Below are 22,896 nucleotides of genomic sequence, written 5' to 3' on the forward strand. Positions count from 1 at the left end.
CTTCAGTCCTGGTCGGTCGACTGGTCGTGGCCCTGGTCGTTGCCGTTCTGCCCATCGGGGCTCGTGATCGTCGAGGTCTCCACCGCCGTGCCGGTCCCGTGCCCGCCCATCTCCACGACGTGGCCGAAGCGGTCGCGAGAGACGCCGAGTTGAGTTTGCGGGTCGATTTCGGTGCAGACGGCCGGGGCGACGGTCGTCGTGGGAAAGGGACGCAGGCGAGTGGTTCCCCACGGGGGCGCGGGGTGCTGGGTGGAGGTCATGGGGTGCTTCCTCTCGGCGGGTGGACATCGTGTCGAGCGAGGCGGCGGTGAACACCGAGGTTGCTCGCAGACCACAGAAGGTAGGGCACCGATGCGCGGGACGGGAGAGTCAGTGCACGGATGTGCATCCATTAACTCGGCCTAGTGGTATGCGTGGTCGTCCTCTTGACCGCGAACGCCCGCAGCGGGATCGTGGCGCACATATCCGCACCTGATGCGAGAGAGGTTCCGCCGTGGCCTTACAGTTCATCGGCATCGACCCCGACACCGGCCAGAACGGCTCCCCCACGGCCTGGGTGGACCGGGACACCGGCGACGTGGTGCTCCAGAGCTACCGCGCGGACGAGAGCGCCCTCCAGGAGTGCGTCGAGCAGACTGCTCCCGGACATGCGAAGGGAATCCCGCCTCACGAGACGGTCATTCGCTTCCCCGCCCACCTGATCCCTCTGCTCCGGGAGGCATGCGATGCCGCAGATCGACTTTAGGCAGCTCATGGACTCGGCCCGCACCTCCGCCGTGCACCTGGAGATGCGCGACGAATACGGGGTGGGCGACGAGGCCGAGGACTTCGATCACTGGCGTGCGACCGGTGAGCGGGACACGGACCCGGGTTCGGCGTACTGGACGCCGTGGGTCGAGCTGATCTCCCGGGCCCGCGCGCGCGGTGTGCGCGTCCGTCGCGCACGCGTCGTCTCGGAACCGGTCACCGAGTACATCCGCTACGAGCATGCGGGGACGGATGTCAACCTGCTCGCGGGTGAGGAAGTCCGCTGGCTTCCGCGGCCCCTGGCCGCCACGCTCCTTCTCCCCGGCGCGGACCTGTGGGTCTTCGACGGCCGTACCGTTCTCTTCAACCACTTCACGGGGAACGGCGAATGGGCCGCCCCCGACATGGAACTGTGCACCGAGCCCGAAGTCGTCGAGGCATGCGTCCGCGCCTTCGAGAACGTCTGGGAGCGAGCCCTTCCTCACGACGAGTACAAGATCCGCTGACAGCACCGATAGGCCCCTGCATGCCCGTGTCCCCCTCCTCGTCCGCCCAGTCCGCGCGCCAGAACGTCGCGCGCAGGCTCCGGGAACTGCGGCGCGAGGCGGGGCTCACGGTCACGGGGCTGGCCGCCGCCTGCGGCTGGCACCACGCCAAGACGAGCCGTATCGAGAACGCGCGGACCCCGCCCTCGCCGACGGACATCCGCCTGTGGTGCCGGGCCTGTGGCGCGGCCCCGCAGGCGGAGGACCTGATCGCGGCCTCCCTCCACGCCGAATCTCTCTACACCGAGTGGCGCCGCCGGGCGCGCACCGGGCTGCGCCAACTGCAAGAGAGCTACGGGAGCCTCTTCCAGGCCACGAGCCTCTTCCGCGTGTACACCACGTTTCTCGTTCCCGGCCTGCTCCAGACCAAGGGATATGCCGAAGCCCTGCTCAGCACGAACGCGCGCCTGCTCGGCGTTCCCGACGACGGCGAAGAGGCGGCGGCCGCGCGGCTGGAACGCTCCCAGATCGTGCACCGGCCCGGACGCCGACGTTTCGTCTTCCTCCTGGAAGAGGCCGCGCTGCGGTACCAGATCGGCGACGGGGACGCGATGGCGGCCCAGTTGGGGCACCTGCTCAGTGCGGGCGCGCTCCCCGCGGTCTCGCTCGGCATCATTCCCCTGGCGACACCGGCCCGCCCGGCATGGGTCCAGGAGACGTTCAGCGTCTACGACGACACGCTCGTCTCGGTCGAACTGCTCTCGGCCCAGGTGAACATCAACCAACCGTCCGAAGTGGCGCTGTACCTGGCGGCGTTCGACGAGTTGCGCCGCATGGCGGTCTACGGGGCCGATGCCCGCAACCTGATCGTGCGCGCCATCGACGCTCTGCGATAGCGCGGGGAGGGCCCCACTAAAGGGCGGTTTGGTATTCAATAGGGGCCCTGGCTGCTGCAACTCCCCACCTGAAAAGGGAGGTTGAACGCGTGAGCGATTTTGAGCGCCGTGCGAAGGCGTCGAAGAAGTTCGGTGTCTACACCCTGGCACTGCGCGAGCATTTGGGGCTCAGCCAAGCGGAGTTCGCCAAGCGCATGTTCTGCCATCAAACGCTTGTGTCGCGCGTCGAGACCGGTTCGGTTCCGGCCACTCCGGCGTTCGCCGCGCAGATGGACATCGTGGCAGGCGCGCCCGGTGTGTACGAGGACAGGCATACGGAATTGTTCGGGGCCACCGATCCGGACTGGTTCAAGCCGTACGCGGAGCTGGAGGCGAAGGCTGTCGCGATAGTCGACTACAGCCCCGTGCTGCTCATGGGCCTGCTCCAGACTCCGGAATACGCGGCGGCTGTCTACCGCGCCCGTTTCGCTTACGAGAGCGTCGAAGACATTCAGGCGCGCGTGGACCTCCGAGTGCGGCGGCAGGAAGTGCTCGCGCGTGCCGATCCCCCGCGCCTGTGGGTCGTCGTCGGGGAAGGCGTGGTGCGCACGTGCGTCGGTGGTAGCGCGGGGATGGCGCGTCAACTTCGGCACTTGGTCGAGCTGAGCGAGCGGCCCGGGATCACGCTTCAGGTGCTGCGGGCGGACGACGGGGCTCCTCCCGCGCACTTGCCGTTCACGGTGGTCACAGATCCGGACGGGTCCCAGTTCGTTTACGCTGAATCCCAGAACGGCGGTGGCACGGTGGACAGTTCGGCTGACGCGATCAAAGCCGCCGTGTCGTTGTGTGATCATCTGCGCGAGAGTGCCATGTCGGGGTCGCAGTCGGCCGAGCTGTTCCAACGACTGGCCAAGCAAAGGGAAAGCGAATGACGAACGCACGCACGTGGGTGAAGAGCAGCTACAGCGGCGCTGACGGCGGCAACTGCGTGGAAGTGGCCACCGGGGAGCGGAACCTGCCCGTGCGGGACAGCAAACGCGCGGACGCCGGTCCCGTGATCGAGTTCGGCCGTGCGGCCTTCGCGCGGTTCCTCGGGAGTGTGCGCGAGGGCTGAGGCGATCGCGGCGGGCTCCGGCGTGTTCCTCCGCGGGCCGCGGGGGCAACGGCAGGGCCGTCCGCGCGCATACGAAGAGGTCCGTCCCGGGGCGGGACGGACCTCCGCTCGGCTCAGCCTGTCGGCGGAAGGGGTCAGCGCTCGCGCTGTTTCCTGGCGAGGTCGTTCGCCCGTGTGCGCCGCGCCTCGGCCATGACGTTCACGGCCTTCCCGGCTCCCTGGCCGGGCCGTGCCTCGCCCTCGCGCAACGCGTCGGCGAGCTTGCGGACGTGGGGGTCGGCCGGGCCGCGGTCAATGTAGAAGAGGGACTCGTCGACGGGAGAATCGTCGCCGCCCCAGCGGACCACTCCCTCGCAGTCGGCGAGGATGTCGCGCAGCACCACTTCCTGGAGCGGGAAGAGGCTGCCCTCGGCCGCCGCCCCCGGACGAATCCGTACCGCCGAGCCGGAGGCGCGGTTCGACTCCGGCGCGTCGCTGTCCAGGTCCTCGATCCGCTGCCAGCCGGCCAGGTCGGCGTGGTGAAGCCGTTCCACCTCGTAGTGATAGCGGCGAATGACGTGAAGCAGGATCGCTTCCACGTCACCGATGCGGATGTCGACGCTCAAGCCGGTGCCCGGGACAGGGCGGGTCCAGACGGTGGAGACGTGATTGGCCTCCTTCTCCACAGGCCAGCCGTTGGCGGACGTCGGGGCCTCGTCCCGCGCCGTCCTCCCTGCCTTCGACGACGTCGAGGGCGCGGCCGCGGCCACGCCCGGCACGAGCGGGCCGAGGGCGAAGGCCGCCGTCACGACGCCGGCGTGCGTCAGGACGGTGCGTCTCGCCACACCCTGTGTGCCGCGCTGCTTTTCCTTGCTCATGTTCAGTTCCCTCCCAGGCTGATGGTGATGAGGAAGAGCGTGGGCAGAGCAGTGGCCACGATGCTCAACAGCCGGTACGAGCCGGCCGACATGGACGTCCGCCGTCGCAGCGGGCGATTGGCCAGCCACCAGATCAGGACGAACACGAGGAGGACCGGTCCCGCGACCACCACCCAGGGCAGGACGCCGTCGTTCTCCGTCGGATTGCTTCCCGCCAGGTGCAGCGCGGAGAGCGGCCCGTTGGCGGCGATGTAGTAGACCAGCCAGATCGGCACGATGCCGGGAATGCCGAGCAGCACGTTGACCGCGAGGGGCGCGGGCCAGCTCTTGCCCATACTTTCTAGCCTCGTTTCCGGCAGGCCATCACGACGAGCGCGACAGCTTGTTGTAGTTCTCCAGCACGTAATACAGCCCCATCAACTGATCCCCGTACACCTGGGCGTCGTCACCGGTGCCGTTGTACCGGGCGAGCAGGTCCCGGACATGGAACACGTCGGTCGTCAGGTCGGGGCGGAGCTGGCCCAGCTGGTAGGCGTTGTAGATGGTCAGGTAGGCGACCGAGCGGATGTTGTAGGTCGGGTCGTCGTGGAGATTCGTCCAGACGGATTTCAGGTCGTCCTTGGTCAGCGGTGTGCCATTGATGATGCCCTGCTGCATGCAGTAGTTGCGGGCCTCGATGGTCACCCAGGCGAAGATCTGTCCCCACCCAGTGCTCGAGTCGTCCTTCAGACCCGCCTGGACCGCCTCGTCGGCGACGAAATCCAAGGGGTTCAACTTGCGCAACTCCCACATCACCGGCGCCTGAATCAGGGCCTTGCGGAGCTTGAGCTGACGTGCGAGGGCCGTGAACAACCAGTCCGCACTGAGCACCAGGTCGAACGCCTTCGTCGTGGAGATGCCGCCGAGCGTGGCCCAGTCGCTGTCGGTCCAGCCGTCACCGCCGGTCTCGGGAACACCGATCGACTCCAGGTAGTTCTGGACGTCTTTCAGCATCAGGTCCCGGTAGGCCGCCTTGTCCAGGTCCACATCGAGACCTTCGGCGACGCCGCCGGCGTTGAAGTCGCTCTGTCCGGCGTCGCGGCCCGACGCGATGTTGTTGTCGATCTCCAGCGAACCGGTGCCGGAGCCGACGGTGACGGTGGAGATCTGGTCGAAGGACCAGTTCGTGGGCAGCGGGTAGCCGAGATTTCCGGAGAAGCCGCTGGACATGTCGGAGACCATGCTCACGGCGGCGTACCCGGCGTCGGCGACGCGCTGGCAGACATTGCGCGCGCCGTACACGCCGACGCCGTAGCTGGAGCTTTCGCCGATGGTCCGCATGATGGCGCGGAAGTGCGGAAGGATGTAGTCGGTCACCTCACCGTCCGTCGCGTCGTAGTCGACGGCGAAGTAGATGATCGTTCCTGGCTTGAACCCGTGGTACTGGGCCCAGTCGATCGCGTTGAACGCGTCGGCGGTGCCCTGGTCGGGGCCGAAGTAGTCCGCCGACCGGCTCCACGTCTGGTAGATGGGGTAACAGCTCAGGCCGGCGGCTTTGATGGTGGCGAGTTCGCCGGGCTGGATCTGCTTCTCGGGGAGGCTCGTGGTCGACGGGTTGTACAGGTAGCGGCCGACGTACGCGTAGCCGGCCGCCTTCAGCGCGTCCGCGCGCGCCGGTGTGATCATGGTGACGCCGTCGCAGGCGGCGCCCTTGCGGGTCTGGTCGCCGTAGGAGACCAGGAGGGAGGCCCACGTCGGGAAGTCGCCCTTGCCCGTGACAGCGAGTTTGCTGAAGGACTGGAAGGTCTCCACGCCGGATTGCACCGTGGCTGTGAAGTCCCCGAACGGCACACCGCGCTTGTTGAGGATCATCGCGGCGGTGAACAGCTGCGCCCAGACGCCGGTGGTGCCCGTCGCGACGGTGTGGGACTTCAGGCCGGACTGGGTGCCGGGCCCGAAGACGCCGTTCGCGGTCCCGTCGGCCATTCCCAGCTCGTACTGGATGGCGAACAGCATGGAGGTGGCGACGTCACGGGAATGGTGGCCGTCGCAGGGAATGACGTAGAAGTCCTTGCGCAGGATGTACCGGCCGTTGAGCCACTGCTGGATGGAACGGATCGTGTCGGAGCCGCTGTTGACCGTGACGTAGGCGTCCATGTTGAACAGGCCCTTGGTCGTCTTCGGCCACAGGGAACTGCCGGGGTAGGTGGTGGCCACACCCATGTTCGCGTGGAGTTTCTCGACGGCGGCCTTGACCCGGTCGTTGTACTTTCCGTCGATGTCGCCGCCGTCGTACCCCTTGCAGTAAAGGGCGGACTGGATGATCCGGCAGAAATTCGCCGACGGAATGGTCGTGTCGTCGAGCTTGCCGTACTTCTCGCCGATGGTGGCCAGCGTCGTCGGACCGAACGAATCCGACAACGCGGTGATGCCCATCTCGTACTGCAAGGCACGGGTCAGCGCGTACATGACGGGCCAGCCGGTCTGCCCGTTCTCGTCCAGCTTGGATATCCCGAGCGTCGCACCGTTGTTGTAGGTGGTGTTGATGAACTTTTGAGCGCGAAGCACCAGCTCATCGGCCATGTGGTCGTCCTGTCTTCTCGTCGGATCGTGCTGGTCGCTCTCCTGGAGACCCGGGGCAGGCTCCGGAACCGCGGTGGATAAGAAGGGAGTTCGGCCGTGCCGCCCCTCGGCGGGGGCGGGGGCGCCGCCGTTCTCGTCGCGCTGAGCGTCACTTCGGGTTTCTGCGCGGGGGCCGGGTGGATGGATGAGAGGCGCGACGGGGCGCCTGTGGTCTATCGGTGGCGTGGAAGCGCGTAATTCGTCACCGAGCGTGGTGGCCACGGGGGTGCGTGCCGTATTCGGGGACTGCGAAGCGCATCAGGGCGAGGGCGGGGGCGGGGCCGGGGTTCCTCGGCCGCAGGGGACCGCGTACGCGCCGAATCCGCCCGAATCCGTCTTGTGAGCGGCTCCGCCCATGAGCACCGTGTGGAAGAACCTTCCGAGCTCCTTCATGCGCCCCTCACATAGGAAAACTCGGCCCGAAACAGGTCTAGTTGCCTCTTCACCTGCGGTCTCGCGGTGCGGACCCACCATAGGTGGAAGCGGCGTGAGGGGGTTTTGTGGCCTGCGTCACTCGCGTGGCCTTTTGGCTTGTTCCTCTTCCGTGTCATCGACTTCGCGCCAGCTCCACATGATCTGCGGAAGGCGCAACCGCTCACCTTTATGGGTGAGTTGAATGAAGGTCTGCCTTCGGATCGCTCACCGGCCGAGTGATCGCGATCGGCGCTCGGTCACGGGTTATGGCTGGTTCGCGGCCTTCTCGCCCGTATCGGCTTGAGGCGGGCCCGGCGGTGGCGCGGTGGCGCGGTCGTCTGTGTCCGTACGGTGCCGAACGTGGCCGTCACGTAAGGGAATCGGGCCGTGGCGCATGCCTTCGGCACGTGCGGGCAGGGGAAACACGGAGAGGCCCGTCCCGGGGGCGGGACGGGCCTCTCGCGCACTGCCGCAGCGCACGTGTTCAGATCAAAGCCGGGAGCGCGGGCTCATTCGTCCAGCGTCAGCCCCTTGCGGAGCTTCACGAGGGTCCGCGAGAGGAGACGCGAGACGTGCATCTGGGAGATGCCCAGTTCCTCGCCGATCTCCGACTGCGTCATGTTCGCGACGAAGCGCAGCGAGAGGATCTTGCGGTCGCGCTGCGGGAGGCGCGCGATCATCGGCTTGAGGGACTCGATGTACTCGATCCCCTCCAGGCCGTGGTCCTCGTAACCGAGCCGGTCGGCCAGCGCGCTCTCGCTGTCGTCCTCCTCGGGCTGCGCGTCGAGCGAGGAGGCGGTGTACGCGTTCGACGCCGCCATGCCCTCGATGACCTCCTCGCGCTCGATGCCGAGCTTGTCGGCCAGCTCCGAGGGGGTCGGGGCGCGGTCGAGGCGCTGCGCCAGCTCGTCCCCGGCCTTCGCCAGGTCGAGGCGCAGCTCCTGGAGCCGGCGCGGGACCCGTACCGACCACGAGGTGTCACGGAAGAAACGCTTGATCTCGCCGATGATCGTCGGCATCGCGAAGGTGGGGAACTCCACCCCGCGCGACAGCTCGAAGCGGTCGATCGCCTTGATCAGGCCGATCGTGCCGACCTGGATGATGTCCTCCATCGGTTCGCTGCGGGAGCGGAACCGCGAGGCGGCGAACTTGACCAGGGCGAGATTCAGCTCGACGAGCGTGTTGCGTACGTAGGAGTGGGCATGCGTGCCCTCGTCGAGGTCTTCGAGCCGTTCGAAAAGAGTCTTGGAAAGGGCCCGTGCGTCCAGCGGCCCCACCTCGTCGAAGGGCGGGATCTCCGGGAGATCCGCCAGTTCGGGTACGTCGGCGGGGGACCGGAAGGCCGAGGGGTCCAGGGCGAGGTCCCGCTTCGCCGCGTCCGAAGGACGAGGAGCGGGGATGGTCGACGTCGCCGGATTCGCCCGCGATGCGTCGAGCTGGGATGACATGATGTCCTCCATCGTTCTCGGCATATGGCTGCCGATGCCAATACGTGCACTGCGGTGTGCGGCGCCTCCAAAGCCGGCTTGTATCGAATGCTTCCTTCTAGCCCTACCCGCTCGCGCACAGTGACCGCAAGTCCGATACGAGTCAAATGTCCCTTTTATGGCGGATGTTCGGCTACCCGGAGGGCCGGTAAGGGCGTAGTGTTCGAGAACATCGGCGTATCTCTGCCCAGAACTCGTCCGCGCTCCGGTCGCGGAGGGTCAGTGGGGGCGAACGCCAGGTCAGCACAGAGGCCGTGAGGCGCGACGTGGTTTCGCACGCCGCCGCCGCGAAAGCCCGGTGGACGACGAGGCTCAGGAGACAGACGGCATGGACCGCGGGACGGTCGGCAGCGCGAACAGGGGACGGCTCCGCGTCGAGGTACGCGAAGAGGGCCCCTGGGTCGTGGTCGCGCTCGCCGGTGAACTGGATCACCACACCGCCGAATTGTTGCGCGAACCGCTCGGCAGCAAGCTCGACGCCGGTCACCACCGGATCGTCATCGACTGCTCCGAGCTGGAATTCTGCGATTCCACGGGCCTCAACGTGCTCCTCGGCGCCCGGCTGCGGGCCTTCGAGGCGGGCGGCGGCATCCACCTCGCGGCGATGCGTCCGGTCGTCTCGCGCGTCTTCGAGATCACCGGCGCCGACGCCGTCTTCGAGGTGCACCCCACCCTCGCCGAGGCGCTCACCGGCTGAGCGTCCGGCGGGCGGCGGTCACGATACGGGGGCGGGGTGTGATCCGCAGGTGTCCGCCGCCCGCTCTCGGGCAGGAGACCCCCGTGACCCCCGCAGCAGTCAGGACCCTCCCCACCGGGTCCCCGAGAGACTTGAAGTGTCGAAAGTGTGCACTGAGAACTGGCGATTCTGGCGATTCGGTGAGGTGAAGGGCTGATGAGCACCACCCGGCCGCAACTGCCGGACGACCGCCCCGGTGAGGGCGGGCCCGGCGCCCGCGCGTCCGTGCCCGGTGGCGTGTCCGCTCCCGGCGGCCGGCAGACCCGCAGCCTCTCCCTCGTGGGCGAGAGCGGCGTTGTGCCGATGGCGCGCGATTTCGCCCGCCAGGCCCTGCACGCCTGGGGGTGGCTGCCCGCCGACGGCGCGGAGCGCAAAGCGGCGGCCGAGGACGTGCTCCTTGTCGTCTCCGAACTGGTCACCAACGCGTGCCTGCACGCGGAGGGGCCGGAGGAACTCGTCATCGGTACGGATGGCAAGACGCTGCGGATCGAGGTCTCCGACCTGGGAGCGGGGGAGCCGGAGCCGAGGCGGCCGCATCAGGCGGGGCGGCCAGGGGGGCACGGGATGTTCATCGTGCAGAGGCTTTCGGTGGACTGGGGGGTCGCCCGGGCCGAAGGCGTGCCGGGGAAGCGGGTGTGGGCGGAGGTGGCGGCGCCTGCTTAGGCGGGAGGGCTTATGGGGCTTCGCCCCAAGCCCGATCTCCTGGGGCTCCGCCCCAGACCCCGGTTTCGGGGCTCCGCCCCGGGCCCTGTGATGCGGGGCTCCGCCCCGGACCCCGGTTTCGGGGCTCCGCCCCGGACCCCGCTCCTCAAACGCCGGAGGGGCTGGATATTGGGGCCCCCACGCTGGGGGGTTGGATTTTGGGCCCCGACGTCGGAGGGGCTGGATATTGGGGCCCCCACGCTGGGGGGTTGGATTTTGGGCCCCGACGTCGGAGGGGCTGGATATTGGGCCCCCCACGCTGGGGAGCTGGATTTTGGGCCCCGACGTCGAAGGGGCTGGATATTGGGGCCCCCACGCCGGGGGTTGGATATTGGGCCCAACGCCGGAGGGGGGCTGGATATTGGGCCCGATGCCGGGGGCTGGATATTGGGCCCAACACCGTGGGGACATTGGGCCCAACGCTGGGGGCTGGGTATTGGCGTCCCAGCGTGGGAGGGGCTGGGGGTTGGCGCCTCAGCGTCGGAGGGACTGGGGATTGGCGTCCCCATGCCGGAGGGGCTGGGGGTGGTGCCCCTCCGGCGTTTTCGGGTCTGTCAGTGGACCTCGCCCATCTTCGTGCGGACCGTTCGGCGGTACATGAAGATCGCCGCTCCTGCCAGGGCTGCCAGGGCTGCCTGGGCCGCCACGATGCCGGAGCGGTCGAGGTTGACGCCTGCCAGGGAAAGGAGGCTGGTCACGCTGTCGCCCGCCGTGACGGCGAGGAACCAGACGCCCATCATCTGGGAGCTGTACTTGGCGGGGGACATCTTCGTCGTGACCGAGAGCCCCACGGGGGACAGGCACAGCTCGCCGACCGTCTGCACGAAGTAGATCGCGACGAGCCACATCGGGCTCACGCGCTCGTTCGCCGAGGTGTCCAGGAGCGGGATCAGGAAGACGAAGAAGGAGACGCCGACGAGGAAGAGCCCCGAGGCGAACTTCGTGACCGTGCTCGGCTCCTTGCCGCGGCGGTTCAGCGCCAGCCAGATCCACGCCGTCACGGGCGCCAGCGCCATGATGAACACCGGGTTCACCGACTGGTACCACGAGGTCGGGAAGTGGAAGCCGAGGAGGCTGTTCGTCGTCCGGGTGTCGCCGAAGAGCGAGAGCGTCGAGCCGCCCTGGTCGTAGATCATCCAGAAGAGCGCGGCGGCGACGAAGAACCAGATGTACGCGGACATCTTCGACCGCTCCGCGCGGTCCAGCTCCTTGTCCCGCTTGATCCGCGCGAGCACCACCACCGGGATCACGAGCCCCGCGACGTTGATCGGGACCAGCGCCCAGTTGAGCGTGTACACACCGGTCGCGACGAGTACTCCGTACACGACCGCGGCGAGCAGCGCCCACAGCAGGCCCTTGCGGAGCGTCGCGATCTTCTCCTCGCGCGGCTGCGGCTTCGGCACGACGCTGCTCTCGGGGCTCAGGTGCCGCGAGCCGAGCAGGAACTGCGCGAGGCCGAGCGCCATGCCGACCGCGGCGAGGCCGAAGCCCAGGTGCCACGAGACATTCTCGCCGACCGTGCCGATGATGAGCGGCGCGGCGAAGCTGCCGAGGTTGATGCCCATGTAGAAGACGGTGAAGCCACCGTCGCGGCGCGGGTCGTCGGGGCCCTGGTAGAGGTGCCCGACCATCGTCGAGATCGTGGACTTGAGCAGCCCCGAGCCGATCGCGACGAGCGCGAGCCCGCCGAAGAAGACGCCCTGGCCCGGTACGGCGAGCAGCAGGTGTCCGCACATGATGATGCCGGCGGCGATCGCGGTCGTCTTGCGCGGACCCCACCAGCGGTCGGCTATCCAGCCGCCCGGCATCGCGAGCAGGTAGACCATCGCGAGGTAGACGGAGTAGATCGCCGTGGCGGTGCCCGCGTTCATGTGCAGGCCGCCGGCGGAGACGAGATACAGGGGCAGCAGGGCCCGCATGCCGTAGAAGCTGAAGCGCTCCCACATCTCGGTCATGAAGAGGGTGGCCAGTCCGCGGGGGTGGCCGAAGAAGGTCTTTTCGCTACCGGCGGTGACAGAACCGGCGGCGTCCTTCGTCAGGCTGGGCGCCATGTCGTTCCTTGCGTGGGGGAGGCCGGCACCGGTACGCACCCCTCCTCCCACGTCCGACGCGGCCGCCGCGCCCATTGGGGGGAGCGCGGCGAGAGAGTGGGGGCGCACCAGGAACCACGCCCCGGGCGCTTCCTCGCACCCGGAGCCCGGCCGCAGGTCATTGACGATCGCAACGGCCCCCGCGTGGGGTGCGGGACACCGATACGACAAGGACCCTCGCGTGTGCCAGGCACCTGCGAAGGTCCGTGATCCGTGCGTCAGACGTTGAGCCAGCCTAAGGCATTCCCCCCGGGTCACGGCACACGATGAGGCATCGATCACAGGTGAGGAAGGGAACTGGAGACGCAGATCACAGGTGAGGGGTCGTCAGAGGCTTCGTTTCGGAGGGTGAGGGGGTGGGGGTGCGCGGGGGTGGGGCCGCGCGCCGTACGCGGCCCCCACAGTCGTACGACAGCTCCCGCACAAGCCGTGCCAGGGGGCGCGCCCCCTGCCCCGTCCGGCCTTCGGCGAGGGCCCGCCCGGGGGTCCGCGCGCGGTCTACCATCAGGGCATGACCCGTGTACTGCTCGCCGAGGATGACGCGTCCATCTCAGAGCCGCTGGCCCGTGCCCTGCGGCGTGAGGGATACGAGGTGGAGGTGCGCGAGGACGGGCCCGCCGCCCTGGAGGCGGGGATGCAGGGCGCCATCGACCTCGTCGTCCTCGACCTCGGCCTGCCGGGCATGGACGGCCTGGAGGTGGCGCGTCGGCTCCGCGCCGAGGGACTCCCCGTACCGATCCTGATCCTCACCGCGCGCGCCGACGAGGTCGACACCGTCGTCGGGCTGGACGCCGGTGCCGACGACTACGTCACCAAGCCCTTCCGTCTCGCCGAACTCCTCGCGCGCGTCCGTGCCCTGCTGCGGCGCGGGGCGGGCGAGGCGCAGCAGGCCCCGGCGACGCACGGCGTGCGCATCGACGTCGAATCGCACCGGGCGTGGATGGGGGACGAGGAACTCCAGCTCACGGCCAAGGAGTTCGACCTCCTCCGGGTCCTCGTGCGCGACGCGGGGCGTGTCGTCACACGCGACCAGCTCATGCGGGAGGTCTGGGACACGACGTGGTGGTCCTCGACGAAGACGCTGGACATGCACATTTCGTGGCTGCGGAAGAAGCTCGGCGACGACGCGGCGAACCCGCGGTACATCGCCACCGTGCGCGGGGTCGGGTTCCGCTTCGAGAAGAGCTGAGCCCCGCGGAGGCGGGGTGCGGGACCCGGCCTTCGGCCTCTTTCGTCCTCCAGCGCCCGGCGGGCCGAGGGGGGCTCGTGCGGTGGGGCCGTTCCGTGGCCCTTTTGGTCCTCTTCTGTCGCTCTGTGGCTCTTTGCGGCCTAGCGTGAGCGCTAGTCGGCGAAGGGGTGTGCTGTGGGTGTCAGCAAGGGGCTCGTGCGGGCGGCCGGGTGGTGCGTGGCGGCGGGGCTGCTCGCCTCGTGCGGGGCGGTGACCGCGACGTCGAGCGCGGGCACCGCCCCGCCCTCGTCCTCGCCCGGTCCCAGCGGCTCCGCCCCGGGCGGCATCGCCTCGTTCTACACGTATCCGGCCGCGGGGACGATCAAGGGCAAGAAGGCGGGCGAGGTCTTCGCGAGCGAGCCCCTGCGGGTCACCCCCGGGCTCGCCGACGCCGCCGCGCGCGCGAAGCGGATCATGTACCGCTCGGACGGCAAGGACGACAAGCCCATCGCCGTCACCGGCTTCACCCTCACCCCCAAGGGCACCCCGCCCAAGGGCGGCTGGCCCGTCGTGGCCTGGGCGCACGGGACCGCCGGGGTCGGGCCCGACTGCGCGCCCTCGCGCCGGGCCGGTCTCTCCGCCGACCCGGGCGACGACCGCGACGAGAAGCTCGTCACCAACCTGCTGCGCGGCGGCTACGCCGTCGTCGGCACCGATTACCCCGATCTCGGCTTCCCCGGCCGCGTCCACGGCTATCTCCAGCTCGGGCCCGAGAGCAACTCCGTCGTCGACAGCGTCCGCGCGGCCCGCAGTCTCGACCCCGCGCTCGGTACGCGGTGGTTCGCGGTCGGGCACGGGCAGGGCGGAGCGGCCGCGCTCGGCGCGGGCGAGATCGCGGCGAAGCGGGCGGGCGACCTCACGTACCTCGGCACCGTCTCGATGGCCCCGGCGAGCAACCTCCGCGACGAGACGGACGCGCTCGGGAAGCTCAAGCCGCCGTACCCGCAGGGCTGGGGCTCCGCCGCCTCGTACCTCTCGTACCTCGCCGTCGGCGCCCAGCGGTGGACGCCGTCCGCCGCGTACTCCGCGCTGCTGCCGCCCCGCCTCGTCCGGCAGATCCCCGCGGCCAGGCGGCTGTGCCGCGCGGCCCTGAGCGAGCACCTCGAAGGTCTCGACCCGCAGCCGCCCGCGCTCGTCAACGCCGACCGGGACGAAAGCGAGGCCCTGCGCGGCTTCTTCGCGCAGGCACAGCCCGCCCACGCGAAGTCGGCCGGACCCGTCCTGCTGCTCCAGGGCGGCAAGGACACGTCCATCGCCCCGCGGTTCACCGAGAAGCTGAAGGGGCAGCTGTGCGGCCTCGACGACGACGTGCGGTACACGGCGTACGCGCGCGCGGACCACGACGAGCTGCCGAACGCGTCCTTCCAGGACGTGGCGGCGTGGCTGAGCGCACGGGTCAACGGGACGAAGGCGCCGAGCGACTGCGGGTGACTTCCCCCGGGGCCCGCCCAGGACCCCGCTCCCCGGACTCCCTCGGCCTCCGGCCGGGCGGAACCCCCAGCGGGGGCGGGAATCCGCCTGTCAGGATGGCTCCATGCGCCGCCGTCTCATCACCTCGACCCTCGCCGTCGTCCTCGTCGTCATCGCCGTCTTCGGGCTCTCGCTCGTCATCGTCGAGACCCGGACGATCACCAACAGCGCGCAGGAGCGGGTGGACTCCGAGGCCGTGCGGCTCGTGTCGATCGTCGACAGCAGGCTGATCGCCGAGGAGCAGATCACGTCCGAGATCCTGCGCGATCAGGTCGAGGAGGGGCGGTACGCGGTCGTACGGCTGCGCAATCGCGGGCCCATCGAGATCGGCAGCAAGCCGGACGGGGACGTCATCAAGGCGACCGAGCGGGGCGAGGCGGGCGAGTCGGTGACCGTCGAGGAGCCCCGCTCGGAGGTGACGCGCGAGGTCGGCCGCACGCTCATGATCATCGGCCTCGTCGCGCTCCTCGCGATCATCGCCGCCGCGCTCCTCGCCATCCGCCAGGGCAACCGCCTCGCCGCCCCGCTCACCGACCTCGCCGAGACCGCCGAGCGCCTGGGCTCGGGCGATCCGCGACCGCGCCACAAGCGGTACGGGGTGCCCGAGCTGGACCGGATCGCGGAGGTGCTCGACGGCTCGGCCGAGCGCATCGCGCGGATGCTCACCGCGGAACGCCGCCTCGCCGCGGACGCCTCGCACCAGCTCCGCACCCCCCTCACCGCGCTCTCGATGCGCCTGGAGGAGATCACCCTCACGGAGGACATCGACACCGTGCAGGAGGAGGCGAACATCGCGATCAACCAGGTCGAGCGCCTGACCGCCGTCGTCGAGCGGCTGCTCACGAACTCGCGCGACCCGCGCAACGGCTCCGCCGTGCCCTTCGAACTGGACGAGGTCGTCAAGCAGCAGGTCGAGGAGTGGCTGCCCGCCTACCGCAACGCGGGCCGCGCCATCGTCCGCTCGGGCCCGCGCCACCTGCGGGCCGTCGGCACCCCCGGTGCGGTCGCGCAGGTGCTCGCCGCGCTCATCGAGAACTCGCTCATGCACGGCGGCGGCACGGTCGCGCTGCGCACCCGCGCGGTCGGCAACCAGGCCGTCGTCGAGGTCACCGACGAGGGCCCCGGGGTGCCGCCCGACCTCGGTGCGCGGATCTTCGAGCGCACGATCTCGGGACGGAACTCGACGGGCATCGGCCTCGCCGTCGCCCGCGACCTCGCCGAGGCGGACGGCGGCCGCCTCGAACTCCTCCAGGGCAACCCGCCCGTCTTCGCCCTCTTCCTCTCGCGCACCCGCCCGCGCAAGCCGAGCGCGGAGGGCGAGGAGAAGCCGACGGTGCGCTGAGGAGGCACGGGCTGCGCCGAGGTACGGGCCACGCCGAGGCGCGGGCCGCGCCGAGGCAGGGGCTGCGCAGGACCCGTACCGCAGGACCCGTACCGCAGGCCCCGTACCGCAGGGACTCAGTCGACGTGCACCCTGCGCGGCTTGCGGTGCCTGCCGGGGCCGGAGCCGGGGCCGGGGCCCTGGTGCGGGTGCTCCGGCGTGTGGTGGGCGAGGACCGGTGACGGCTGCGGGGCGCGGTGCGGGCCCGCGTACGGGCCGTGGGGGTGGCCGCCCGGGCGCGCGAGCACGGTCTCCGCCTCGTGCACGGCGGCCGTCACCTCGCGTACCGCCTCCTGGTCCCTCGGCGGCAGCGCCCGGAAGACCCAGCTGCGGTAGGACCAGAAGCGGAAGAGCGTCGCGACGCCGATCCCGCAGAACTTCACGATGTTCGTCTGGAGCGGGGTGTCGAAACCGAGCCCGTACGTCGCCGTGTACAGCACCCCGTTCTCGATGACGAGACCGATCGCGCTGAAGAACGCGAAGAGGCCCAGCTCCCGCTTGCGGCCCGATTTGTCCCGGTCGCGGTACGTGAAGTAGCGGAACCCGATGTAGTTGAAGACGATCGATATGACGGTGGCGATGACGCTCGCGCGCACGTAGGCGAGCGAGGTGAAGTGCCGTACGAGGTTGTAGGCGGCCATGTTCACGAGCACGCCAGCGCCGCCCACAGCGCCGAATTTCGCCAGCTCCGCGACGATGCGTCTCAGCCGCGAGGGCGGGGCACTGGCGTTCGTCATAAGGCGTTTGTCCCCGGGAAAGGAGTAAGGACGGTCCCGGCCATGCTAGGCGCTGCGCGGCCCGGCCGCCCGGCCACCGGGAGGACCAGGGAGAACGGATAGGCTGGGGAGGTGACATTCCCCGTAGTCGGCATGGTCGGCGGTGGTCAGCTCGCGCGTATGACGCACGAGGCGGGCATCCCGCTCGGCATCACGTTCAAGCTGCTCAGCGATACCCCGCAGGACTCGGCGGCCCTCGTGGCGCACGAGGTCGTCGTCGGGGACTACCACGATCTGGACACGCTCCGCGACTTCGCGCGCGGTTGCGACGTGATCACCTTCGATCACGAACACGTCCCCACCGAGCACCTGCGCGCCCTGGAGGCCGAGGGCATCCCGGTCCGCCCGGGGCCCGCCGCGCTCATGTACGCGCAGGACAAGGGCCTCATGCGCGCCCGCCTCGGCGAGCTGGGCGTCCCCAGCCCCCGGCACCGCATCGTCGCCGACCCCGCGGACGTGACGAAGTTCGCCGCCGAGGGCGAGGGCTACCCCGTCGTCCTCAAGACGACGCGCGGCGGCTACGACGGCAAGGGCGTGTGGGTCGTCGACTCCGAGGAGGAGGCCGCCGAGCCCTTCCGCGCCGGAGTCCGCGTCCTCGCCGAGGAGAAGGTCGACTACGTGAGGGAGCTGGCCGCGAACGTCGTGCGCTCCCCGCACGGGCAGGCCGTCGCCTACCCCGTCGTCGAGTCGCGGCAGGTCGACGGCGTGTGCGACACCGTGATCGCGCCCGCGCCCGGGCTCGACGAGGAGCTGTCCGGGATCGCGCAGGAGATGGCGCTGCGGATCGCCAACGAGCTGGGCGTCATCGGGCACCTCGCGGTCGAGCTGTTCGAGACCCGCGACGGCCGCGTCCTCGTCAACGAGCTGGCCATGCGCCCGCACAACTCGGGCCACTGGACGCAGGACGGCGCGGCGACCTCGCAGTTCGCCAACCACCTGCGGGCCGTACTCGACCTCCCGCTCGGCGACCCGCGCCCGCGCCAGCCGTGGACCGTCATGGTCAACGTGCTGGGCGGCGACTTCCCCGACATGTACAGCGCGTACCTGCACTGCATGGCCCGCGACCCCGGGCTCAAGATCCACATGTACGCGAAGGGCGTGAAGCCCGGCCGCAAGGTCGGCCACGTCAACACCTACGGCGCGGACCTGCCCGAGGTCCTGGAGCGTGCCCGCCACGCGGCCGGCTACCTGCGAGGAACGATCACCGAGTGAGCACGACCCCCTCTCCCCTCGTCGGCATCGTCATGGGCTCCGACTCGGACTGGCCCGTCATGGAGGCCGCCGCGAAGGCACTCGACGAGTTCGCGATCCCGTACGAGGTCGACGTCGTCTCCGCGCACCGGATGCCGCGCGAGATGATCGCGTACGGCGAGGACGCGGCCGATCGCGGCCTCAAGGCGATCATCGCGGGCGCGGGCGGCGCGGCCCACCTGCCGGGGATGCTCGCCTCGGTCACGCCGCTGCCCGTCATCGGCGTGCCCGTACCGCTCAAGTACCTCGACGGCATGGACTCGCTGCTCTCCATCGTGCAGATGCCCGCGGGGGTGCCCGTCGCGACCGTCTCGGTCGGCGGCGCGCGCAACGCGGGCCTCCTCGCCGCCCGCGTCCTCGCCGCCCATGACCCCGAACTCCTCGCCCGCATGCGCGACTTCCAGCAGGACCTGAACGCGCAGGCGACGGAGAAGGGCCAGCGGCTGCGCACGAAGGTCGAGAACGCGAGCGGGGGCTTCGGCTTCGGGGGCTGAGGCGCGGCGTACGTTCTTCTTCGTACGTCACGGGGGTGGCGCCGCGTTCCGCGCGGGGTCGCCCCCTTCGCCCGTCCCGCTCATGGAAGAGGTCCCGTCTTGGCCACGCCCCAGCCGTCCCCCGCCCGACTCGAAGAAGCCCGCGCGCTGCTCGCAGGGGCGCCCGTCGTCGACGGGCACAACGACCTGCCGTGGGCCCTGCGCGAGCAGGCGCGGTACGACCTCGGGCGGCTCGACATCGCCGAGGACCAGCGCGGCAGCCTCCACACCGACCTCGCGCGGCTCGCTGCGGGCGGCGTCGGCGGGCAGTTCTGGTCCGTGTACGTGCCGGCCGAGCTGGCCGGGGACGCGGCCGTCGCCGCGACGCTCGAACAGATCGACTGCGTGGACCAGCTCATCGCCCGCTACCCCGAACGGCTCGCCGAGGCCCGTACCGCCGACGACATGGAGGCCGCGCGCGCCTCGGGCCGCATCGCCTCGCTCAAGGGTGCCGAGGGCGGCCACTCGATCGCCAACTCGCTCGGCACGCTGCGCGCCCTGTACGCGCTCGGCGTCCGCTACATGACGCTCACGCACAACAGCAACACCGACTGGGCCGACTCCGCGACCGACGAGAGCGCGCACGACGGACTCACGCGCTTCGGTGTCGAGGTCGTGCGCGAGATGAACCGGCTCGGGATGCTCGTCGACCTCTCGCACGTCGCCCCCGCGACGATGCGCGCCGCGCTCGACGCGAGCGAGGCCCCGGTGATCTTCTCGCACTCCTCCTCGCTCGCCGTCTGCGACCACGTGCGCAACATCCCCGACGACGTCCTGGAGCGGCTGCCCGCCAACGGCGGCATCGCGATGGCCACCTTCGTCCCGAAGTTCATCCTCCCCGAGGCGGGGGAGTGGACCCTGCGGGCCGACGAGAACCTGCGCGCCCAGGGCTTCCACCACCTCGACACGACCCCCGCGGCGATGGCGGCGCACCGGGCCTTCGAGGAGGCCAACCCGCGCCCCTTCGCGACCGCTTCGACCGTCGCCGACCACCTCGACCACATGCGCGAGGTCGCCGGGATCGACCACCTCGGCGTCGGCGGCGACTACGACGGCACGGCCTTCACGCCGAAGGACCTCGACGACGTCGCGGGCTACCCGAACCTCGTCGCCGAACTCCTCGACCGCAACTGGTCCGAGGCCGACCTCGCCAAGCTCACGTGGTCCAACGCGGTCCGCGTGCTGCGCGAGGCGGAGATCGCGGCGAAGGAGATCCAGCGCGGGCGGGGCCCGTCCAACGCGACGATCGAGGAGCTGGACGGCCCGAAGACCGCAGGGTCGGACGGCGGCAAGTAAAGGCAAAGGGGCGGGAGTTGGGGTCGATAATGCCCCAACTCCCGCTCTTTGGCTTCTTGTTGAATCCTGTTGCCGAAGCGGACACGAAGCAACACTGGCGAACATTGGTCTATGCCTGGCCTGTTGGGCGCGCCTAATCTCGTTGTCGCGGCGCCCCCACAGCGTCGGGGCGTCGTTGTTCCACCCCCACTTCTGGAACAACGAGAGGCCGTCACCCCATGCATCGCAGACCCGTCATGCGTACCGCCCTGTCCACGCTCGCCCTCCTGGGAGGTCTCGCGGTCGCCGCGGGGACCGGCACGGCCCAGGCGGACAGTACCCCCGAACAGCCCGCCTCGGCCGAGCTGTTGACCGCCCTGCAAAAGGACTTCCACCTCACGGCGCGGCAGGCGCAGGACCGCCTCGCCGCGGAGAAGCAGGCGGCGAAGACCGACCGCGCGGCGCGCGAGGCCGCCGGTTCCGCGTTCGCGGGCTCCTGGTTCGACGCGAAGAAGGGCACGCTCACCGTCGCGCTCACCGGCACCCGTACCGCCGATGCGGTCCGCTCCACGGGGGCGGTCGTGCGCACCGACGCCCGGCACAGCGAGGCCCGGCTCACCGCCGTCAAGCACGAGATCGACCGCATCAAGGCCCCCGCATCCGTGACCGGCTGGCGCGTCGACCCGCGCGCGAACCGCGTCGTCGTGGACGTCCTGGCCGAGGACCGCACCGACAAGGACGTCCGCGCCTTCCTCGCCAAGGCCGAGAAGGCCGGGCCCGTCACCGTCCACGCCGTCGACGGCGCCCCCGAGCAGCCGCGCCCGCTCGCCGCGGGAACGGTGGGCGGCGACCCCTTCTACACCGGCAACGTCCGCTGCTCCATCGGCTTCTCCGTCGTCGGCGGCTTCGTCACCGCCGGGCACTGCGGACAGCCGGGACAGGCCGTCTACGGCTGGGACAACAGCTACATCGGCGACATCCAGGGTTCGACCTTCCCCGGCGACGACATGGCCTGGGTCAACGTCGGCAGCGGCTGGTGGACGGAACCCGTCGTGCTCGGCTGGGGCACCGTCTCCGACCAGCTCGTGCGCGGCTCCAACGTCGCCCCGGTCGGCAGCTCGATCTGCCGCTCGGGGTCCACCTCGCACTGGCACTGCGGCACCGTCCTCGGCCTCAACGAGACCATCAACTACGCGGACGGCCCCGTCTACGAGGCCACGCACACCAACGCCTGCGCCGAACCCGGCGACTCCGGCGGCGCGTTCATCAGTGGCGACCAGGCGCAGGGCGTGACCTCCGGCGGCTTCGGCGACTGCACGGGCGGCGGCGAGACGTGGTTCCAGCCGGTCAACGAGATCCTCGGCAGGTACGGGCTGACGCTCGTCACCGCGTGACACGCTGAGCCCGGGCACGGGCGGCGGTACGGGGCGGGGGCGGCCGGTGACCCCCGCCCCGTACCGCTGCCGGGCGGAGGCGGCCGGTCCCCCTCGCCCCGTACCGCTGCCGGGCGGAGGCGGCCGGTCCTCCTCGCCCCGTACCGCTGCCGCGCCGCCCTCGGCTCCTGCCTCCCGGCCCCCGGCTCCCTGCTCACAGCCCCCGCTTCTCACAGTCCCCGCTTCTCACAGCCCCCGCTTCACCCGAACGGCCGCTCCGGCGTGTCGGCCGTCGGGGCCCGTGGCACGGTGGGCGCACTGTCCCCGTACCCGAGCCAGCACCGGAGCCCCTTCATGGCGCACCTGCGGGAAGACGCCCTGCCCGACGACCCCTTCCCCGAGGGCACCGACCCGCTCGGCGGGGATGCCACCGCGCCGCTGCCCGCCGCCGCGGACCTCGCGGAACTGCTCGCCACGCACCCGGTCGCCGACGGCTACAGCGGGCTCGCCTGGACGCTGCGCCACCTGCCCTGGTGCGAGATGGAACTCGGCGACAGCGCGCTCGGCGCCGACATACCCCGGCTGCGGGCCGGCGGGGTCGGCGCGCAGTTCTGGTCGCTGAAGGTCCCGGACGACCAGGGCGCGAGCCTCACCCGTACCCTCGAACAACTCGACTTCGCGCGCGCCGTCGTCGCCGCGCACCCCGGTGCGCTGCGCCTCGCCCGCACCGCCTACGACGTCGCCGACGCGCAGGCCCGGGGCCGTATCGCCGTCGTGCCGGGACCCGCCGACGCGCGCGGCATCGACGACTCGCTCGCGGGGCTCCGCACCCTCGCCGAACTCGGCGTCCGCTCGCTGACCCTCGCGGGCGCGCGCTGGGCGGCCGCGGAGGGGCTGAGCGTCTTCGGGACCGAGGTCGTACGGGAGACGAACCGCCTCGGAATGCTGCTCGACCTCACCGCCGCGCCGCCCGCCGTCGTCGCGCGCGTCCTCGACATCTCGCGCGCGCCCGCGCTGCTGCGGGCCGGGGCCGCCGCCGTACGGGACCACGCGGGCAACGCGCCCGACCCCGTGCTCGCCGCGCTCGGCGCCGCGCGCGGCCTGTGCCTCGTCCCGCTCACCGAGCCCGTGTGCGGCCCCGCGCTCACGGACGCGGCCGACCACATCGACCACGTCCGCGCGGTGGCGGGCCCCGAGTCGGTCGCGCTGTGCGGCGCGCACGACACGGGTGAGGTCCACCCCGAGGGCCTCACCGACCCCACCGGCTACCCGCCGCTCCTCGCCGAACTGCGCGCCCGGGGCTGGAGCGATGCCGAACTCGCCGCCCTGACCTGGCACAACGTGGTCCGCGTCCTGAAGGAGGCGGACGAGACGGCGCGGGAGACGAGCGCGCGACGGGGCCCGAGCACGGCGCGGCTGGAGGACAGGGACGAACTGACACCGAAGCCGGTGCCGGGGCTGGGGCTGTGACGGGCGGGCCGGGAACCCGGCCCGCACCGGC

22 protein-coding genes are annotated in these 22,896 nt (G+C 70.6%); 15 read left to right on the forward strand and 7 right to left on the reverse strand.

Features of this window, described 5'->3' with window-relative positions; genetic code table 11:
• Positions 1-2 precede the first annotated feature (2 nt).
• Complete coding sequence (gene tgmA, locus ACQYWQ_RS18965; RefSeq protein WP_431036075.1) at positions 3-260, reverse strand: putative ATP-grasp-modified RiPP; 258 nt, start codon at positions 258-260, stop codon at positions 3-5.
• Between the two features lie 233 nt (positions 261-493).
• On the opposite strand from tgmA, the gene ACQYWQ_RS18970 reads away from it, so the two are divergent.
• The 5 genes from ACQYWQ_RS18970 to ACQYWQ_RS18990 all read left to right on the forward strand — a co-directional run bounded on the left by ACQYWQ_RS18970 (position 494) and on the right by ACQYWQ_RS18990 (position 3,221).
• On the forward strand, positions 494-745 hold the full coding sequence (locus ACQYWQ_RS18970) for a hypothetical protein (RefSeq protein WP_431036076.1): 252 nt from the start codon (positions 494-496) through the stop codon (positions 743-745).
• Entirely contained in the window at positions 726-1,253 is a 528-nt protein-coding gene (locus tag ACQYWQ_RS18975) for a DUF6879 family protein (protein ID WP_431036077.1), read from the forward strand. Before ACQYWQ_RS18970 ends, ACQYWQ_RS18975 begins: the two co-directional genes overlap by 20 nt.
• Before the next feature lie 20 nt (positions 1,254-1,273).
• A complete protein-coding gene (locus ACQYWQ_RS18980; protein WP_431036079.1) occupies positions 1,274-2,128 on the forward strand; it encodes a helix-turn-helix domain-containing protein in 855 nt (284 codons plus the stop codon).
• 89 nt (positions 2,129-2,217) lie between these two features.
• Positions 2,218-3,039, forward strand: coding sequence for a helix-turn-helix domain-containing protein (locus ACQYWQ_RS18985; RefSeq protein WP_431036081.1), 822 nt, complete (start codon positions 2,218-2,220; stop codon positions 3,037-3,039).
• Entirely contained in the window at positions 3,036-3,221 is a 186-nt protein-coding gene (locus ACQYWQ_RS18990) for a DUF397 domain-containing protein (RefSeq protein ID WP_431036083.1), read from the forward strand. The genes ACQYWQ_RS18985 and ACQYWQ_RS18990 overlap by 4 nt, the downstream gene beginning before the upstream one ends.
• A 134-nt stretch (positions 3,222-3,355) precedes the next feature.
• Here the strand turns inward: ACQYWQ_RS18990 and ACQYWQ_RS18995 are convergent, their stop codons facing one another.
• The 4 genes from ACQYWQ_RS18995 to ACQYWQ_RS19010 form a co-directional block, all read right to left on the reverse strand.
• A complete protein-coding gene (locus ACQYWQ_RS18995) occupies positions 3,356-4,078 on the reverse strand; it encodes a hypothetical protein (protein WP_431036085.1) in 723 nt (240 codons plus the stop codon).
• Between the two features lie 2 nt (positions 4,079-4,080).
• The gene (locus tag ACQYWQ_RS19000; RefSeq protein WP_431036086.1) at positions 4,081-4,413 is read right to left on the reverse strand and encodes a hypothetical protein; all 333 of its coding nucleotides are present in this window, start codon (positions 4,411-4,413) and stop codon (positions 4,081-4,083) included.
• Positions 4,414-4,441: 28 nt separating this feature from the next.
• Positions 4,442-6,640, reverse strand: coding sequence for a glycoside hydrolase domain-containing protein (locus tag ACQYWQ_RS19005; RefSeq protein ID WP_431036087.1), 2,199 nt, complete (start codon positions 6,638-6,640; stop codon positions 4,442-4,444).
• Between the two features lie 962 nt (positions 6,641-7,602).
• Positions 7,603-8,553: an RNA polymerase sigma factor SigF gene (locus ACQYWQ_RS19010; protein WP_431036088.1), complete on the reverse strand. Its 951-nt coding sequence runs from the start codon at positions 8,551-8,553 to the stop codon at positions 7,603-7,605.
• A gap of 355 nt (positions 8,554-8,908) precedes the next feature.
• On the opposite strand from ACQYWQ_RS19010, the gene ACQYWQ_RS19015 reads away from it, so the two are divergent.
• Entirely contained in the window at positions 8,909-9,277 is a 369-nt protein-coding gene (locus ACQYWQ_RS19015) for an STAS domain-containing protein (protein WP_431036089.1), read from the forward strand.
• Positions 9,278-9,472: 195 nt separating this feature from the next.
• The gene (locus tag ACQYWQ_RS19020; protein WP_431036091.1) at positions 9,473-9,979 is read left to right on the forward strand and encodes an ATP-binding protein; all 507 of its coding nucleotides are present in this window, start codon (positions 9,473-9,475) and stop codon (positions 9,977-9,979) included.
• Positions 9,980-10,572: 593 nt separating this feature from the next.
• Here ACQYWQ_RS19020 and ACQYWQ_RS19025 read toward each other — a convergent pair.
• The gene (locus tag ACQYWQ_RS19025; protein ID WP_431036092.1) at positions 10,573-12,069 is read right to left on the reverse strand and encodes a peptide MFS transporter; all 1,497 of its coding nucleotides are present in this window, start codon (positions 12,067-12,069) and stop codon (positions 10,573-10,575) included.
• A 550-nt stretch (positions 12,070-12,619) separates the two neighbouring features.
• On the opposite strand from ACQYWQ_RS19025, the gene ACQYWQ_RS19030 reads away from it, so the two are divergent.
• From ACQYWQ_RS19030 to ACQYWQ_RS19040, 3 genes are all read left to right on the forward strand, one after another.
• Positions 12,620-13,297 (forward strand): response regulator transcription factor, encoded by a 678-nt coding sequence (locus ACQYWQ_RS19030; RefSeq protein WP_431036094.1) that lies wholly within the window; start codon positions 12,620-12,622, stop codon positions 13,295-13,297.
• Between the two features lie 174 nt (positions 13,298-13,471).
• Complete coding sequence (locus tag ACQYWQ_RS19035; protein ID WP_431036095.1) at positions 13,472-14,767, forward strand: lipase family protein; 1,296 nt, start codon at positions 13,472-13,474, stop codon at positions 14,765-14,767.
• 103 nt (positions 14,768-14,870) lie between these two features.
• Entirely contained in the window at positions 14,871-16,148 is a 1,278-nt protein-coding gene (locus ACQYWQ_RS19040) for an ATP-binding protein (protein ID WP_431036096.1), read from the forward strand.
• 116 nt (positions 16,149-16,264) lie between these two features.
• Here the strand turns inward: ACQYWQ_RS19040 and ACQYWQ_RS19045 are convergent, their stop codons facing one another.
• On the reverse strand, positions 16,265-16,924 hold the full coding sequence (locus tag ACQYWQ_RS19045) for a GtrA family protein (protein WP_431036098.1): 660 nt from the start codon (positions 16,922-16,924) through the stop codon (positions 16,265-16,267).
• A gap of 111 nt (positions 16,925-17,035) precedes the next feature.
• Between ACQYWQ_RS19045 and ACQYWQ_RS19050 the strand changes: the two genes are divergently transcribed.
• The 5 genes from ACQYWQ_RS19050 (at position 17,036) to ACQYWQ_RS19070 (ending at position 22,865) form a co-directional block, all read left to right on the forward strand.
• Positions 17,036-18,175, forward strand: coding sequence for a 5-(carboxyamino)imidazole ribonucleotide synthase (locus tag ACQYWQ_RS19050; RefSeq protein ID WP_431036099.1), 1,140 nt, complete (start codon positions 17,036-17,038; stop codon positions 18,173-18,175).
• A gap of 32 nt (positions 18,176-18,207) precedes the next feature.
• Entirely contained in the window at positions 18,208-18,708 is a 501-nt protein-coding gene (purE, locus tag ACQYWQ_RS19055; protein ID WP_431039250.1) for a 5-(carboxyamino)imidazole ribonucleotide mutase, read from the forward strand.
• Positions 18,709-18,807: 99 nt separating this feature from the next.
• Entirely contained in the window at positions 18,808-20,043 is a 1,236-nt protein-coding gene (locus tag ACQYWQ_RS19060; protein WP_431036100.1) for a dipeptidase, read from the forward strand.
• Between the two features lie 218 nt (positions 20,044-20,261).
• On the forward strand, positions 20,262-21,416 hold the full coding sequence (locus ACQYWQ_RS19065; RefSeq protein WP_431036101.1) for a S1 family peptidase: 1,155 nt from the start codon (positions 20,262-20,264) through the stop codon (positions 21,414-21,416).
• Positions 21,417-21,749: 333 nt separating this feature from the next.
• A complete protein-coding gene (locus ACQYWQ_RS19070; RefSeq protein WP_431036102.1) occupies positions 21,750-22,865 on the forward strand; it encodes a membrane dipeptidase in 1,116 nt (371 codons plus the stop codon).
• Positions 22,866-22,896 lie beyond the last annotated feature (31 nt).

The sequence above is a fragment of the Streptomyces sp. P6-2-1 genome (assembly GCF_050613165.1).
Lineage (GTDB): Bacteria > Actinomycetota > Actinomycetes > Streptomycetales > Streptomycetaceae > Streptomyces.

Bases quoted from the DNA above. Each gene is read 5' to 3' on its own strand.
- tgmA (WP_431036075.1), bottom strand. From the start codon at position 260: ATGACCTCCACCCAGCACCCCGCGCCCCCGTGGGGAACCACTCGCCTG.
- ACQYWQ_RS18975 (WP_431036077.1), top strand. From the start codon at position 726: ATGCCGCAGATCGACTTTAGGCAGCTCATGGACTCGGCCCGCACCTCC.
- ACQYWQ_RS18980 (WP_431036079.1), top strand. From the start codon at position 1,274: ATGCCCGTGTCCCCCTCCTCGTCCGCCCAGTCCGCGCGCCAGAACGTC.
- ACQYWQ_RS18990 (WP_431036083.1), top strand. From the start codon at position 3,036: ATGACGAACGCACGCACGTGGGTGAAGAGCAGCTACAGCGGCGCTGAC.
- ACQYWQ_RS18995 (WP_431036085.1), bottom strand. From the start codon at position 4,078: ATGAGCAAGGAAAAGCAGCGCGGCACACAGGGTGTGGCGAGACGCACC.
- ACQYWQ_RS19000 (WP_431036086.1), bottom strand. From the start codon at position 4,413: ATGGGCAAGAGCTGGCCCGCGCCCCTCGCGGTCAACGTGCTGCTCGGC.
- ACQYWQ_RS19005 (WP_431036087.1), bottom strand. From the start codon at position 6,640: ATGGCCGATGAGCTGGTGCTTCGCGCTCAAAAGTTCATCAACACCACC.
- ACQYWQ_RS19010 (WP_431036088.1), bottom strand. From the start codon at position 8,553: ATGGAGGACATCATGTCATCCCAGCTCGACGCATCGCGGGCGAATCCG.
- ACQYWQ_RS19015 (WP_431036089.1), top strand. From the start codon at position 8,909: ATGGACCGCGGGACGGTCGGCAGCGCGAACAGGGGACGGCTCCGCGTC.
- ACQYWQ_RS19020 (WP_431036091.1), top strand. From the start codon at position 9,473: ATGAGCACCACCCGGCCGCAACTGCCGGACGACCGCCCCGGTGAGGGC.
- ACQYWQ_RS19025 (WP_431036092.1), bottom strand. From the start codon at position 12,069: ATGGCGCCCAGCCTGACGAAGGACGCCGCCGGTTCTGTCACCGCCGGT.
- ACQYWQ_RS19030 (WP_431036094.1), top strand. From the start codon at position 12,620: ATGACCCGTGTACTGCTCGCCGAGGATGACGCGTCCATCTCAGAGCCG.
- ACQYWQ_RS19040 (WP_431036096.1), top strand. From the start codon at position 14,871: ATGCGCCGCCGTCTCATCACCTCGACCCTCGCCGTCGTCCTCGTCGTC.
- ACQYWQ_RS19045 (WP_431036098.1), bottom strand. From the start codon at position 16,924: ATGACGAACGCCAGTGCCCCGCCCTCGCGGCTGAGACGCATCGTCGCG.
- purE (WP_431039250.1), top strand. From the start codon at position 18,208: ATGGGCTCCGACTCGGACTGGCCCGTCATGGAGGCCGCCGCGAAGGCA.
- ACQYWQ_RS19065 (WP_431036101.1), top strand. From the start codon at position 20,262: ATGCATCGCAGACCCGTCATGCGTACCGCCCTGTCCACGCTCGCCCTC.
- ACQYWQ_RS19070 (WP_431036102.1), top strand. From the start codon at position 21,750: ATGGCGCACCTGCGGGAAGACGCCCTGCCCGACGACCCCTTCCCCGAG.